We start from the raw sequence: 15,394 nt of genomic DNA on the forward strand, positions 1-15,394 counted from the left end.
AAGTAATACTATACTATTGCCATGCGGATCGTGAAAAGAAAACAGTCTTAATCATTAAATTCAGGGTGAAATTACCAATAGAATATGATAAAATATTCTAGATAAAGAGATAAAATGAACGTTATGTAGTTGGAACTGGCGGGAAGGAGAAATTATAAAATGTTTTCGAAAGATATCGGCATTGACTTAGGTACTGCGAACGTATTAATTCACGTTAAAGGTAAAGGAATCGTCTTAAATGAACCATCTGTAGTGGCTATTGACAAAAAGACAAATAAAGTATTAGCGGTAGGGGAAGAAGCTCGCCAAATGGTAGGGAGAACGCCAGGTAATATTACAGCAATTCGCCCACTTAGAGATGGGGTCATTGCAGATTTTGATGTGACCGAAGCGATGTTAAGACACTTTATTAACAAATTAAATGTCAAAGGATTTTTAGCAAAGCCACGTATTTTAATTTGTTGTCCAACGAATATTACAAGTGTTGAACAAAAGGCTATCCGTGAAGCGGCAGAGAAATCAGGCGGTAAAAAAGTATATTTAGAGGAAGAACCAAAAGTAGCAGCAATTGGTGCAGGCATGGATATCTTCCAACCAAGCGGAAATATGGTAGTTGATATCGGCGGTGGAACAACAGATATTGCCGTTCTTTCAATGGGTGATATTGTTACAAGTGAATCCATTAAAGTGGCAGGAGATGTGTTTGATAACGATATTTTGCAATATATTAAAAAAGAATATAAATTGCTAATTGGTGAACGTACAGCAGAGGCTATTAAAATGACAATCGGAACAGTATTCAAAGGTAGTCGTAATGACACAATGGATATCCGTGGTCGTGACATGGTGACTGGTTTACCACGAACAATTTCCATTCACTCTGAAGAAATCGAACGTGCATTACACGAGTCTGTAGCAATGATCGTTCAATCTGCCAAAAATGTTTTAGAAAAAACACCACCTGAGCTATCGGCTGATATCATTGACCGCGGCGTTATTATTACAGGTGGCGGAGCACTTTTACATGGTATGGATCAACTATTAATTGAAGAATTAAAAGTACCTGTCTTTATTGCTGAAAGACCTATGGATTGTGTAGCTATTGGTACAGGCATAATGCTCGAAAATATAGATCGCGTGCCAGCGTCCTTATAAAAATAAAATGAGGTGATTTCTTTGTTTAAAGGTTTTTATACAGTTGCAACGGGTATGATCACGCAACAAAGAAGAACAGAATTACTATCTAACAATTTAGCGAATGCAAATACACCAGGATTTAAGGCTGACCAATCCACGATTCGTTCGTTTCCAGATATGTTGATGTCTAGCATCGGAAAAACAAATGCACCTGCCAATCAACAAGCTGGTGCCGAATATATGAGTCAAGTAGGCGCTTTAAATACTGGGACATACTTACAAGAAACATTACCAAATTACATACAGGGCCAAATCTATAGCACTGATTTTACAACAGATATGGCATTGATTGATGGAAACTTACCCCAAAATGAAGATGGTGTGACTGGCTCAATATTCTTTAGACTAGCACATCCAGATGGTGGGGAAGCCTATACACGTAATGGTAATTTTACTTTGGATGGCCAAGGTTATTTAGTGAATGGGCAAGGCCTTTATGTGTTAAATGATGCTGGACAAAGAATCCAGTTACCTAATGATGATTTCCGCCTCGATGAAAGTGGCGCCATTTACGTTAATAATCAACAAGTAGCGCGGGTAGGCGTATCATATGCTGCCAATCCGAACATGCTACAGAAACAAGATAACGGTCTTATTCGGACAGAAAATGGCGCAAATCTGCCATCAGCCTATGGAACGAATGGAGTTTCCTTTACATTACGTCAGAACTTCTTAGAGGGCTCAAACGTAGATTCTGGTCGTGCAATGACAGATTTAATGACAGCCTACCGAGCATTTGAAGCCAATCAAAAAGTATTACAAGCTTATGATCGCAGCATGGAAAAGGCTGTTAATGAAATCGGTAAAATTTAACGGACGAACAGAACAGGAGGCTTTTTATAAATGCTACGTACAATGATGACAGCAACCAATACAATGGGCCAATTACAAAATAAACTAGATACAATTAGTAATAACATTGCCAATAGTAGTACAACAGGCTTTAAAGCGAAGGAAGCAACCTTCAATGAGTTACTCTATCAACAGTTTAATAATGACAAACTGGATCGTGCCGAGCGTCAAACACCTGTTGGTATTCGCTTTGGATCAGGCGCAATGCTTGGCCAAATTAAATCCAATCAAAAGCAAGGTTCATTGCAAACAACTAATCGAGATTTGGACTTAGCTTTTACAAAAGCAAAACAATATTTCAATATTTTAATGCCAAATGGTGAAAATGGAACTGAAACAGTGTATACTCGACAAGGTGACTTTTATTTATCGCCGCTAAATAATGGAACAGTTATGCTAGTAACGGCTGAAGGATACCCAGTGGCAAATGCTGCTGGACAAGCTATTACATTACCAGATAATGTGCAAGGATTTTCAGTACGAAATGGTGGTATACTAGAAGCATCTTATCCAAATGGCGATATAATTCGTACGGATTTAGCGGTTACAGAATTTCAAAAACCGCAACTAATGGAACATGTTTCAGGTTCTTATGTTGGATTACCAGACAACCTTGCTGAACTTGGCTTTACACAAGCTGAAGTTCTAACAGAGCTAGTAGGTGCTAACCGTCAGCAAATCGGCATGCAGGGTGGTACTTTAGAAATGTCCAATGTTAACCTCTCGAAGGAAATGACAGAACTAATTCAAACACAACGTTCCTATCAATTCAATGCAAGAACGGTTACATTAGCAGACCAAATGCTTGGTCTCATTAATGGTATTCGATAGGGAGTCATCCTAAAAAGCAAGGAATGAAGAGGAGTACAATTTATGACAAACGATTCACGTCGACGTTCTGTGCCGACACAAGAAACCGATACGCAACCAGACAAGAAAGAACGCCGCTCAAATGGAGAGCAACGCGAGGTTCGATGGGTGCAAATCCGACTGATTCCGATTTGGTTACGCATTGTAATTGTTCTCATCTTAGTTGTTGCTGCCGCAACATTAGGCGCAATGGTTGGCTTTAGTGTTATTGGAGAAGGAAATGCTATGGATATTTTCAAAAAAGAAACATGGCAACATATATTCGATATTATGCATGGTAAAGAATAATTTTATTCTTTACCTTACTTTGTGTATACATACTTTATTTTGAGGGGGAAATGACATGTTAACAGCAGAGCAAATTCAAGCAATTTTACCACACCGTTATCCATTTTTATTTGTAGATCGTATTATTGAATTAGAAGAGGGAAAACGTGCAGTAGGCTTAAAGAATGTTTCTATGAATGAGGACTTCTTTAATGGACACTTCCCAGGATATCCAGTAATGCCAGGTGTGCTAATTGTAGAGGCATTAGCACAAGTAGGTGGAGTAGCTCTTTTAAATGCCGAAGAATTTAAGGGACGCTTGGCATTTTTAACGGGTGTTGATAACTGTCGTTTCAAACGTCAAGTAGTACCTGGAGACCAACTTAAATTGGAAGTGGAGTTTGTAAAACTTCGTGGTTCTATGGGTAAAGGACATGGCGTAGCAACTGTAGATGGAGAACTTGTATGTGAAGCCGATATTCTATTTGCAATTGGACCGGAGCAGCCAAAGCAAGCATAATTTGCATTTATAGACCAAAAGATATAAAATAGATAAAGTCAAGTCAAAAAATTGAGACTAGTAGGTTCTTAAACTGCGATGGCGAATTAAGCGATTGTGAATTGAAATAGATGTAATTTTTAGGTTTTACAAACGTAGGAGGATTATTAAGATGTATAAGGAATTGTCTTCAGGTATTAAAATTAGCATTACTCGTTCGATTTCAACATCTTTTGAAACATACTTAGCAAGTATTGGTTGGGAAGAAGAGCGCTTTTCCATGGAAGACTTCATTGCAAGCTGGCAGACTTATTTCCAAGAGAATGCAGCATGGATCGAAAAAATTCCAGCCGAAATATTGATGAGCGCAGAGTTTCATGAAGAGATGGCACAAAAAATTGATGAGGTCATTGCCAAAATTTTAAATGAAGAACCAACAGCACAACAAGTTGAAACAATCGAGGCATTGCAAAAAGAGCTAGGCACAGACTATAGCTACGACTGTAAAGCAGAAGCAGCATATATTGAACAGTTATTAAAAGAAAAACAAAAATAGTTTGTAGAAAAATCGGATAGTTCCCTCCTTTCTCGGGCAATCTATGTTAGATCACAAATACACATGATGTATTTGCTGACATAGTACCAAGAAAGGAGGTTTTTTACTATGTGGAAAATGTCATTTTTAACCATTATTCTGGCTACTGTATTCCTTGGAGGATGTAACTGGGGAAATCGTGCAGTTGAAGATCATCCTGTGAGAAACGCAGAGACTGACGTTCGTAATGGTGTGGATCGTGTCGAGGATGCGTTAGATCCAAATCATCGAAATGATGCATACGATCGGAATGTAAATGGTGTTGAACGAGGTACTGTAAATGAAAATACAACTTTACCTGAAGCGACAACGCCTGGGTCAAATGCTGATATTAACAGCACAAATGGCTATGACAACGTACCAAACGCGAATGGCGTAAACGGTGTTAAGCGTAATGACAACATGGTTGATGAAAAAGCCAACGACACTGAAAAGTATCGTGACGGTATGAACAACCGATAATATCAAAAGAGTGTTTCCTATAAGGAAAACACTCTTTTTTTGATTTGAGGAAGCGGAATGGCTATTGGAATATAATATTTCAAGTCATTTATGACCCCGTTATCCCAAATAACTTGTACTGACAAGACCTCATTTCACAGAAAAACCTTCAAACGTTTTTTTAAAAAAAACGATGCAAAAAATTTGCATCGTCAGTCACTCTTCAATTTTGGTCGCTGCTTCATATCTTTTGTAAAGCGTTCCAGCAAATGTTCTAAAGAAACACCTTCAGCTAGTAGTTCAGAAAGTAATTGTTCGGCATATTTAGAGCGTTTTATTTTGAGGGTACCTTTTAAAAGTACTGATACATGGTCACCGATTTCTTGAACCGTATGTACGATTACCTGAAAAGGAGCGGGTTCATTATCGGGAAATGAAATAACGGCACGTACATTAAAAATAGTAGCATTCGCTAAGAGCTCATCAAAGGTTGAACGATATTGTTTTTCCATAAACAATTCGAGTACCCAAGACTGATGGCTATTTTCCTGATTAATAATGATACCATCGACTAAAGGGAATGGTTGCACGCCATCTTTTGTGACAAGGTCAAAGGAAAGCATTTTAAATGTTTTCATTATGTATATTCCTCCTAAGTCTGTCATTCTTTTAGTATAACACATACGGTTCCAGTTGTTGGTCATACGCACTTACTAGTTAATTTCTATTACTGCGAAATTATTGATTTCATGAAATAGCATTTGCCATTACTGCCTAAAGCATTCTGGTGAAAAAATAAGAAAAAAAAGAAAAATACAACAGGTAATTTACCTATTTTATGCAGAAGTATCATGGCAAATTATCATTTTTCGATTTTGTTAATATTGGCATCATTTTGTAAGATGAAGGCAATCCACAGCAAAGGAGGTGAAGGGATGAATCAAGTCGGACTGGTCGGAAGGTTTACGAAAGATCCAGTATTACGATACTTATCTGGAAATCGTGTGCAGACTCATTTTTCACTCGCCATTAATCGCAATTTCAAAAATAACCATGGGGAAATAGATACAGATTTTATATTCTGTACAGTTTGGGGAAGACTTGCAGAACATATCGTCAAGTATTGCGGCAAAGGCTCATTAATAGGTGCAAACGGCCGAATTCAAACAAGGTCATTTGTAAATGAAGAAAACACTAAGATTTTTATGACAGAGGTAGTGGTCGAGGATGTTCGATTTTATCAACTTAAACAAAGGGATAGTGACGAAGCTTCTATGGTGACGCCACCTCCACCCAATGAACAGGAAGACTTAAAAGACTTTGTATTACCATAGCATGCTACATACGGCGCAGGAAAAGTATTGTCTAATCCGCCATTCTCCTTAAACTCCTTGCACCGTAGTAACAGAAAGGAATGATGTGGACCAATTTTTTTCGGAAAAGTTGCTGAAGACCGCACAGCAATGAAATTTTTAACACAACTGAATATGGATATGAAGTAAGTAGGGAAGAGAAGAGAAGTAAACATGGTTCCACTGAAAAAGCGCCAAGAACCCTTGGCGCTTGTTATTAATATATATCTAATGTAATGAGATCACGAAGTTCTTGATCCTCTAATTCAGTTAACCACTGGCTTGACTGAATTAGTTCTTCTGATAGCGCTGATTTTTGCGCTAGCATTTTATCTATCTTTTCTTCAATTGTGCCAAGTGTTACAAATTTATGGACTTGCACAAATTGTGTTTGACCGATGCGGTAAGCACGATCGGTTGCCTGATTTTCGACAGCGGGATTCCACCAGCGATCTGCATGTAAGACATGATTAGCAGCTGTTAAATTAAGTCCTGTTCCACCTGCTTTTAAGGAAAGAATAAATATAGGAAAATCTCCTGCCTGAAACGCCTCTACTAAGCGGTCTCTTTGCTGCTTAGGCATAGCACCTGTTAAAAACGGTGCATCTACATTATATAATTCACTTAAACAATACTGGAGCAATTGTCCCATTCCAATATACTGTGTAAAAATGAGGCATTGCTCGCCATTGTCCACAATTTCAGCCGCCATTTGCACAATGCGCTCTAACTTTGCCGAACGTGCAAGCATTGTTTGGGCATCCTCGAAAGGCTCTTTTAAATATAGGGCAGGATGATTACATAGTTGCTTTAATTTACTGAGCATTTTTAAGACGCGTCCTTTTTTTTGAAACCCTGTTAACTCTTCCAGCTGATCAAGCGTCTCCAAAATATAGCCCTCATAGAGAGAAGCTTGCTCGGCTGTTAATGGGCAATACTCATTTGACTCTAGCTTATCTGGTAAGTTCAGCTGCAAATGAGGATCACGTTTTGTCCTACGTAATAAGAATGGTTGAATTTTTGTTCGTAGCTTTTGTTTATGGGATTCAGATTCATCTCGTTCAATTGGTAATATAAAATCTTCATTAAAGCGACCAAAGCTACCTAAATAGCCTTTATGAATAAAATCAAAGATTGCCCATAGCTCAGACAGACGGTTTTCTACAGGCGTTCCAGTCAGGGCAATGTGATGGTCACCCAGTAATTTACGAATGGCTTTTGATTGTAAAGTTTGCATGTTTTTAATATTTTGAGCTTCATCTAAAACAACCGTTGCCCAGTCAATATCCTGTAAAAATTCTGTATCCTGTGACACCGTTCCATAGGTTGATAAAATAACATGTGGCCTATCAATCAATACCATTTTTTTGAAATCATCATCTTTTGCACGGTTAGTTTGATAATGTGTATGGACAATTAGTGAAGGAGCGAATCGAGCAAGCTCCTTCTGCCAGTTACCCAGCACTGATGTTGGGCAAATAATAATAGATGGTTTTGTGTAATCAGCTACTGCTTCATATATATGAAGTAAATAGGCTATCATCTGAACGGTTTTGCCAAGACCCATATCATCGGCTAGGCAAGCACCGAAACCTTGCTGACGCATAAAGACTAGCCATTCAAAGCCTTCAATTTGATAAGGACGTAACTCTGTTTGTAATGTCGCTGGAATGGGTACAGCAGGTAAACCCTTTTTGTCTAAGAGCTGTTCCATATAAGCCTTTAACGATTGCTGTATCTCTAATGCAAAGATAGGATCATCCCGAAGCGCATCGTCAGCATCCTCTTCTTCAATAGGTGCAGATAAATCTTCGGGTAATTCCCTGAATAACAATTCTCGGACAGTCCAGCTTTCGTCTTCTGCCTGCTGCATTAACGCACGCATCTCTTGCATCCAGTTAGCGTCAACACGGAACCATTCTGTCCCTATACGAATAAATTCACGCTTTTCTTCCACTAACTTTTTAAATTGCTCAGGTGAGATTGTCTGTCCATTCATCGAAAATTGCCACTTGAATGTTAGAATATCATCTAATCCAGCGACTTTTTTTGTAGATGCATTGCTAGTTGTCACACGGACACGGAATTTGGATTGCTTTAAATCCTTTAGCCATGCTGGGAGCACAACATCGAAGCCAAGTGCCTGTAATCTGGCAAGATCCTCACGTAAAAAAGATCGTACTTCCATATCTTCAAGTGTTACACGAATGAAGGTTTCACTACTAATAGCATCTTTAGATAGTAGTTGAACTATTTGTTGTTGTTGCTGCTCAATTTCAGTTGCAAACATACGCCATTTTGTAGGGATTGCATCTTCTATAAGTAATGACTGCTTACGAATAGCAGGTGTCCAGTAATTTTTTGTAGTAGCGGTGCTAAGGACCGTTTCTAAGAGCCAGACATCGGAATCTTCTTCTGGTTCACTTAATCGTAAGGAAACGGTAATGGCACCAACTTGGCGTGTTTGATCCAATGGCCAGCCACCTCGTAAGAAAAAGGGCAATAGCTTTGGTAAATCAGAAAGTATTAGCCCTACTTGAGAAAGTTTTTGCTGCACCGCAGTTTCTAATAATGCAGAATCTATATCGTCGAGAGGGAAGGATAGTGAAGAAAAATCCTCTGCAATGACAGCGTGTGACCAAAGAGAGGGCTCCTGCCAATAATCCTGTAACGCCAATACTTTACCTAGCCATTTTTTACTATCTTCATTTGCACCAATCCAGCTGATAAAGGGATGTTGATAGCTTGATGAAAAAATATCAAGAAGCTCAGCAGCGGAAACCTCAATGGATAAATCCGCCTGATTTGTTAGTAAGCCATAGATATTTGCCTCATAGGTAAAGAACAATGAAGATACGAATGTATCTACGTCGATTGTTGTACCATTTGCAGTAAATCCCTGCAAAGTAAAATATCCTTCTCGAGCTACATCGATACGAAGCTGCTGTGTTTTAGAAAAAGGGGAAGGAGAGTTGGCGTTTATTGTCATCATACTAGGTTTCCTTTCTCGATTTCTTCCTGTAACGCACGGAGTCGTTTGTATTCTGAGCGGATTGTTTGTATATATGCTTCAAAATAAGCTGTTTTACCTGCCCGTTTTGCAGCAGTACGCATACTTTTCCAAATGCGTACTGCCTGCTTATAATTCAAGCGAGATTTTTGAGCAATTTCCGCCATTGCATAAACATGATATAGCGGTAAAACCGTAGCTGGTTCAATTTGTAATACATCCTTTAATCCACACATCTCTAAATAAGATAGAGACGAAGGATTTAATTGATGAAGCGCTGCCCAGTCTCGATAACGTCCTTTTTTAATTAAGAAAGAAGAGAATGGTTGAAGGCCGTAGACTCCGAAGGCGCTGTATAGAATGGCTTCCTCTTCTTCGGTAAGCTGTATTTCATCAAATAAAACCTGGAATTGACGAACATACTGAGCACGTTGTACAACTGGTACGACTTCCTGCAAAAAGGCTGCTGTCATTGGCAGAATTGCTCGTAAAATAATAGCCAGAGCATGTGATTCGCCAGCACGCTGAGCAAAAGTAGCGAGTTCAAAAAGATCCTGCATTTGCTGCAAATCAATATGTTTCAAACTTTCAAGCAGTAAGTCCTCCTTTTGTAAGAGTACATAAAATAATAATCTTAATGATTCTAAGGATATTTCTGCCGAAGGGTTTTCAAGATTATTTAAATAATCTAATTCCTGCTCACGACGAGGCTTTTCATAAAAAAGTACCGCCCAAAGTAGCATGTACAGGTGAAGTCGATTTGGAAATAGTCCATGTCGTTCTAATAAAAACTTCCGTACTTCCACTTGGAGAGCGTCATAAAACGGATCAGTCGCAAAAAGGCGAGATCGATTAGTCAGCTCTGTAAGTATGCTCTCAAAAGATTGACTGCTTTGATCAATAAAGTATTTCATATAAGGTGAATCCAGTGAATGGCCTGGTGTTTCATTCAAATGTCGCCAAATAGTATTGAAAATGGCTAACTCCATATACAGTTTATAAAGAGGCTGCCATTCACGTTCAAAGGGCATATGTCGACGAAGACGCTCCAATGCATCAGTCCTTATAGCAGAAAGGCCATAGCCCTCTAAAATACGACCTGGTGGCAATAATCGTTTCATTACTTCCTCAACCATCAATGACCAACTTTGAGGGCTACGTTCATCAGCTAATGATTTTAACTGAACAGATTTTTGAGCACGCCAAGCACTCGACCAATTTTGAACGGAATCAAAGTACTGGTAAAGAGCAAGTAATGTACCTACCTGATGTCGACACCATTTTGGTTGTGGACAGCTACAGCGTAGCTCTTCTTTGACGAAATCAATTTCAACAGAAGCGGGTCTGACATCCTGGACAGTTGCATATAATATAGAACTGGCTCCATTAAAACGGTCAAAAATAATGGACTTATTTCTAACCGAAAAGACCGCACGACGGACTAGTTCTTCATCTTCCGTAGAGGAAGGATGTAAATCATGTTCAGCTTCTTTTAATTTAGTTAACACAAATGCTTGATGCTCTTTAGCCAATTGCGATATTGACAATGCCATAACCTCACTCCTTTCTTTATAGATGGCTATGTTAAATATGGATTAATGGTAGTAAAGGAAAAAAGACTGTCCTTCCATTATACGATTAAAATGCGGCAATGATAAGCTGAATGATCAGAAAGAAGGAAATTGAATTAAAGATAGTTAACAAGACTTTTGATTTGTGTTAAAATCTGAATAATCAGATAATCGGGAGGGATGAAGGATGATGCAAGTTCAATACATGAAGCCGTTTTATACAAAAATCACTGGGGACAAATTACGTCTCGTGTTTGCTTATCAATATTTCTCTATATTAAAAGAGAATGAGATTTTCCATTTCATTCCCATAGAAGGTAAAGAGATGATTATCAACATGAAGACACAACAAATTGAAAATTTATCTGAGGTGTTTGTTTTCCAAAAGGGCAATCGATTTATTCGATTACCACTTTATCAGCTACTTCTTATTACCAACGTCCATGATCATCTGGCACCTATACTTGAAAGCGCTACACCGAAGCAACTTCCTCTTGTTTCTACAGTGACTGTAGGTGAAATTGATCAGCTTATTGCAGAAATTGAGAACAGAAATCTGGATTACTTAATCGATCAAGCATTATTAGAGAACAATAAATCACTCTTTTTTAATCTATTGCAGCAAAAGAACCATCAACTTGGAGGTTTCAAAATTGAATAGATGGTATACCCATTAAGCACCTACTTTTCTTACTAGGAGAAGGGGTGCTTTTATTATCACAGGTAGGTCAAAAGTTTAAAGGGATGAATAACTTTCCTACAAATAATTAATAAATCCTACTATATTGGAAACTATTACCGATGGAACGTTAAAAAAGCGGAGGATAGACCGATATAAGTGGCAAAAGGGTGGTGAGTAAATGCTAGGTAATTGGTCAGCTACAGGGATGTCGATCCTGAATAATATGAATCGACATTATGGTGCTATGAGTAAAGCAATGTTACGAATTTCTACAGGTTACCGAATCAATAGTGCAGCAGATGATCCAGCTGGTCTGGCCATTTCTGAAAAAATGCGTGCTCAAATTCGTGGATTGAATATGGCGGCAAAGAATATACAGGATGGTATCTCATTAGTGCAAACAGCAGAGGGCGCATTGAATGAGACACATGCGATGATTCAGCGTATGCGAGAACTAGCAGTGCAGGCAGCCAATGATACATTAACAGATGAGGATCGGAAACAACTTGATTTAGAGTTCCAAGAGTTAAAGAAGGAAATTCAACGTATTTCAACCGATACCGAATTTAATACAAAGACATTACTGAATGGCGATTATGAAACAAATGGGATTAAAATTCAGGCAGGTGCCAACGCAGGGCAGAGCATTGAACTGTTGATTAATGGTCTCGGTTCAGAAGCACTTGGTTTGAAAGATGTCTCGATTGCTACTAGAGATGAGGCAGATAAGGCTATTTCTTCTATGGAGGACGCTTTAAAACGCGTATCCAGTGAACGTTCCCGCCTTGGCGCCTATCAAAACCGTTTGGAACATGCCTATAATGCCAATGTGAACACCGCAGAAAATTTACAGGCAGCAGAGTCACGAATTCGAGATGCTGATATTGCCAAAGAGATGATGAATATGGTGAAGGCTCAGATTTTAATGCAGGCCAGTCAATATGTGCTGGCGATGCATATGCAGCAGGCACAATCCATTTTAAAATTATTAGAAATCGGAAAAAAATGATGAATTTCAATTACTATTGAAATTCATCATTTTTAATGTTTATTTAGAGAAAGTCTCAATCGCTAATTTAGCCGTTGCCGTAGCTTCATGCTGTAAGGGTAGCACAGCATGACGCATATTTTCTCGAACCGTCGTATACGATTCTAACATGGCAATCGCACGTTCGAACAATGTGACACCGTTCCAATCATCCTTCTCGACATGCCCAATAACCGGCTGATCAACAATATCAGCAAATGCATCAATTTTTGGATCATACGAAATGGCGATAAAAGGTGTAGCATAGATGGCTGAGAAGATGAGGGAATGGAGTCGCATCCCAATCAATAATTGAGATTGTCCAATTACCGCAATTTTTTCCTCAATGGATAAATCAGAAGGAGCAATTAAGCTTTTTTCCTGCATGAGTGCTGCCACTTCCTGAGAAGTTTTTAAATCGTGTTCACCATGCATTGGTAAGAAAACGATTTGCTCACCCTGACGTACTAATTGGTCTAAGCTATGAGCAATTTTTTCTTTATATGCTATTGTAGATGGCCAGTCACGAACACTAACAGAAATATAGCTTTCTGCCGTTAGGGATTCTTGATCTAACCATTCACAATGAAAGTCGCCACCATTGAGTCCCATAACAGGATCGGGCACAATTTTAGTCTCTTTACGTACACCAATCTCTGTTAAAAGAGTTTGGGAGGCTTTATCTCTAACCGTAATTTGCTCAACCTTGTTAAAGGTTTTACGCACGATTAATTTACTAAGCGAGTGGTTGATTGGGCCCATACCTTGGGCGTAAACAAATACTGGCTTCTTCAGCCATTTTGCAATTTGAATCACGCCCGCATAGTATGGAATAGTTTTCATGCCTGTTTGATCCTGCATTAAACTACCACCGCCACTAATGAGTCCATCAGCTGTTTTAAGCAATTGATGGATTTCTTTCATTTTCCAACGATTGATGGCTTTTACACCATAGGTTTGCTCAGTAGCGGTTGGGTTATTAGATAATACAGTGATCTCTATATCACTCTCCCATTTCTTCAAAGCTTGAATAATGGAAAGCAGAATAGCATCATCTCCGACATTATCGAATCCATAATAGCCCGATAAAACAATGTGCATTATGACCACCTCGCGATTGCCTTAGAAACCCAACGATAACCGAATTTAAAAATAAGGATAAATGCTAAGCCTATAACAAAACCAAGAGATACGCTGTATAGAGTACGTAATACTGAAACAGCTACTGGGATGTGTAAATGTGTAAATGTATTAACGATCGATAAGAATCCGATAACACCTGGTACAAGTAAGATACTACCCCATTTGCGGTTGATGCCCATTACATATAAAGCTAAAACAAAGAATGGGAAACCAATTAAGAATTCCTTCGTTCTTGGTCGTACATATAAGGTATTTTCTAGCCATTGTCTAAACGTTAATTCTAAATCACTAACTGAGCCAGAGTTACCAGTTCTGCTAATGTAAAATAAACCGATACCCGCCACGACAATTAGTAGGAGTACATGCCAATATTTTAATTCTTTGTTTAACAATGTTACGGTATTAGATAAAGATTTATTAATATTTTGATCAGCTAGTCGGTTAATCTCAATTAATGTAAATAGTAGAACGCCCATAATTGGAATCAGATAAACTAACTTCACGCCTTTGAACGTAGCAAAGCCTGTCATAAAGGCATTGCCATTTAATAAGCCAATGACAATAACAATCCCGATAAGGCTAATCGCTACTGCCTTCAAGTATTGCACAAGTATTTTAGACATTTTCGTAGACCCTTGTGCTGATTTAATTACGGCATAGGTAGGTGCAAGGACTGCAATAATTAGTGCAAATGCCTGTAAGAATAGAGTACTTTTCAGGATAAAGTACGCAATGGCTAGTACTGTCATAAATCCAGCTGCCGCAATTCGTAGAGGCATCCATTTGATTAATTCTGAAACGATAAAGGTAAATAAAATACCTGCTACTAATACAGCTGCTGTGACCCAGGCTGGTACAGCTACCTGATCAAACAGCTTTGGCTCGCCAGGTTGGAAATGATCTGGCATTGCGTCATGTACTCCATTTAAGTAGTCAATTGTTTGCTCCACATTTTCCTTGGCATTACCAGTTGTTTTAATATGGTAGAAGATAGAACGGATATTACGCTCTTTTACAGCTCTTGTTGTACGGTCAATACTTTCATTTAACTTTAATTTCGTTTGTCTGTTGATGTTAATACTATGCAAACGAATCATATTGTAATCGGTCATTTGGGCGATTTTATTTTCGCCCTTCAATGGATTACTTTCGATTGTATAGAAGTAATAGCCCGCATCACTTAGTTTTTCAACTAATTGATTGCCTTTTTCTTGTCCAAAGCCAATTGCTTCGTCACCTTGACCAAGCAAGCGACCAGAAGAACCATCTTTTAATGCGAGTAACTGATTCACCAATTTAGCGTTAGCCACTTCATTATCTGCATTTTCAACTTTAAAGACATAGCCTAGGCCATGCTTACTAATCATATCGATAGCAGGCTGATCGTAGCCAATTGGTGTTTTTAAATCAAAGTTATGGTTAGAAGTAGGGAGAAAATAAAAAGCCTCTTCTCCTAATTGAACTTCCTCCGGCTCAACACTATCCATGATAAGCTTTCGGTAGCTTTCATTTTCAGGTACTCGAATATAAGAGCCACTCTTTGTAACATCAACAGCATCTTTATAAGGTGTAAATAATAATTGTGCTGCTAAGTCGTTTTCTTTATAGACAGTAATCAAATTTTGTTTTTCCATTTCCTTTAATGTTAAAGGCTCAAGACTAACAGTTGTCAGTCCAGCTTCCTTTAAGGAGGAAAGGATTTCATCCATTGTTAAATCACTGTTTTTATTTGCAGTTTGTATTTCATCATAGGGAATCACGATTTCATAAGAATCATTCGATTGCTCCGCATTCCACCTCATCATGATACCTGTGGAGGAAACGACGAGTAAAAGAACAATAATCCCCCAAAGCCATTTCTGTTTCGACATAAGTGTCCTACCTCTCT

General features: G+C 38.5%; 15 protein-coding genes. 10 read left to right on the plus strand and 5 right to left on the minus strand.

The window, feature by feature from the left end:
- The first annotated feature begins 159 nt into the window (after positions 1 to 159).
- From mreB to AC3CH7_RS22325, 7 genes are all read left to right on the plus strand, one after another.
- Positions 160 to 1,155, plus strand: coding sequence for a rod shape-determining protein (gene mreB, locus AC3CH7_RS22295; protein WP_008180529.1), 996 nt, complete (start codon positions 160 to 162; stop codon positions 1,153 to 1,155).
- A 21-nt stretch (positions 1,156 to 1,176) separates the two neighbouring features.
- The gene (locus AC3CH7_RS22300; protein ID WP_031418513.1) at positions 1,177 to 2,010 is read left to right on the plus strand and encodes a flagellar hook-basal body protein; all 834 of its coding nucleotides are present in this window, start codon (positions 1,177 to 1,179) and stop codon (positions 2,008 to 2,010) included.
- A 30-nt stretch (positions 2,011 to 2,040) separates the two neighbouring features.
- Positions 2,041 to 2,880, plus strand: coding sequence for a flagellar hook-basal body protein (locus tag AC3CH7_RS22305; RefSeq protein WP_012292775.1), 840 nt, complete (start codon positions 2,041 to 2,043; stop codon positions 2,878 to 2,880).
- A gap of 42 nt (positions 2,881 to 2,922) precedes the next feature.
- Positions 2,923 to 3,207 (plus strand): DNA-directed RNA polymerase subunit beta, encoded by a 285-nt coding sequence (locus AC3CH7_RS22310; RefSeq protein ID WP_036166922.1) that lies wholly within the window; start codon positions 2,923 to 2,925, stop codon positions 3,205 to 3,207.
- A gap of 55 nt (positions 3,208 to 3,262) precedes the next feature.
- Positions 3,263 to 3,706 carry a 3-hydroxyacyl-ACP dehydratase FabZ gene (gene fabZ, locus AC3CH7_RS22315; RefSeq protein ID WP_031418516.1) on the plus strand — a complete coding sequence of 148 codons (444 nt, stop codon included), beginning with the start codon at positions 3,263 to 3,265 and terminating at the stop codon, positions 3,704 to 3,706.
- A 151-nt stretch (positions 3,707 to 3,857) separates the two neighbouring features.
- Entirely contained in the window at positions 3,858 to 4,241 is a 384-nt protein-coding gene (locus AC3CH7_RS22320; protein ID WP_099806131.1) for a hypothetical protein, read from the plus strand.
- 108 nt (positions 4,242 to 4,349) lie between these two features.
- The gene (locus AC3CH7_RS22325) at positions 4,350 to 4,742 is read left to right on the plus strand and encodes a hypothetical protein (RefSeq protein ID WP_036160741.1); all 393 of its coding nucleotides are present in this window, start codon (positions 4,350 to 4,352) and stop codon (positions 4,740 to 4,742) included.
- A gap of 191 nt (positions 4,743 to 4,933) precedes the next feature.
- Here AC3CH7_RS22325 and AC3CH7_RS22330 read toward each other — a convergent pair whose 3' ends face one another.
- Complete coding sequence (locus AC3CH7_RS22330) at positions 4,934 to 5,359, minus strand: YwpF family protein (RefSeq protein WP_031418519.1); 426 nt, start codon at positions 5,357 to 5,359, stop codon at positions 4,934 to 4,936.
- 297 nt (positions 5,360 to 5,656) lie between these two features.
- On the opposite strand from AC3CH7_RS22330, the gene AC3CH7_RS22335 reads away from it, so the two are divergent.
- Positions 5,657 to 6,055 carry a single-stranded DNA-binding protein gene (locus AC3CH7_RS22335; protein ID WP_036160744.1) on the plus strand — a complete coding sequence of 133 codons (399 nt, stop codon included), beginning with the start codon at positions 5,657 to 5,659 and terminating at the stop codon, positions 6,053 to 6,055.
- Positions 6,056 to 6,290: 235 nt separating this feature from the next.
- Here AC3CH7_RS22335 and AC3CH7_RS22340 read toward each other — a convergent pair whose 3' ends face one another.
- Together AC3CH7_RS22340 and AC3CH7_RS22345 are read right to left on the minus strand one after the other, a co-directional pair.
- The gene (locus AC3CH7_RS22340) at positions 6,291 to 9,065 is read right to left on the minus strand and encodes a DEAD/DEAH box helicase (RefSeq protein ID WP_488381893.1); all 2,775 of its coding nucleotides are present in this window, start codon (positions 9,063 to 9,065) and stop codon (positions 6,291 to 6,293) included.
- Positions 9,062 to 10,636, minus strand: coding sequence for a hypothetical protein (locus AC3CH7_RS22345; protein WP_031418524.1), 1,575 nt, complete (start codon positions 10,634 to 10,636; stop codon positions 9,062 to 9,064). The genes AC3CH7_RS22340 and AC3CH7_RS22345 overlap by 4 nt, the downstream gene beginning before the upstream one ends.
- A gap of 205 nt (positions 10,637 to 10,841) precedes the next feature.
- Between AC3CH7_RS22345 and AC3CH7_RS22350 the strand changes: the two genes are divergently transcribed.
- Both AC3CH7_RS22350 and AC3CH7_RS22355 read left to right on the plus strand, forming a co-directional pair.
- Entirely contained in the window at positions 10,842 to 11,315 is a 474-nt protein-coding gene (locus AC3CH7_RS22350; protein ID WP_031418525.1) for a hypothetical protein, read from the plus strand.
- A 199-nt stretch (positions 11,316 to 11,514) separates the two neighbouring features.
- Positions 11,515 to 12,345 (plus strand): flagellin N-terminal helical domain-containing protein, encoded by an 831-nt coding sequence (locus tag AC3CH7_RS22355; RefSeq protein ID WP_426388982.1) that lies wholly within the window; start codon positions 11,515 to 11,517, stop codon positions 12,343 to 12,345.
- 39 nt (positions 12,346 to 12,384) lie between these two features.
- Here the strand turns inward: AC3CH7_RS22355 and csaB are convergent, their stop codons facing one another.
- Positions 12,385 to 13,464 (minus strand): polysaccharide pyruvyl transferase CsaB, encoded by a 1,080-nt coding sequence (csaB, locus tag AC3CH7_RS22360; protein ID WP_488381894.1) that lies wholly within the window; start codon positions 13,462 to 13,464, stop codon positions 12,385 to 12,387.
- Positions 13,464 to 15,377, minus strand: coding sequence for a DUF5693 family protein (locus tag AC3CH7_RS22365; RefSeq protein ID WP_488381895.1), 1,914 nt, complete (start codon positions 15,375 to 15,377; stop codon positions 13,464 to 13,466). The genes csaB and AC3CH7_RS22365 overlap by 1 nt, the downstream gene beginning before the upstream one ends.
- Between the last annotated feature and the right edge of the window lie 17 nt (positions 15,378 to 15,394).

Source organism: Lysinibacillus sp. F12 (assembly GCF_057773605.1).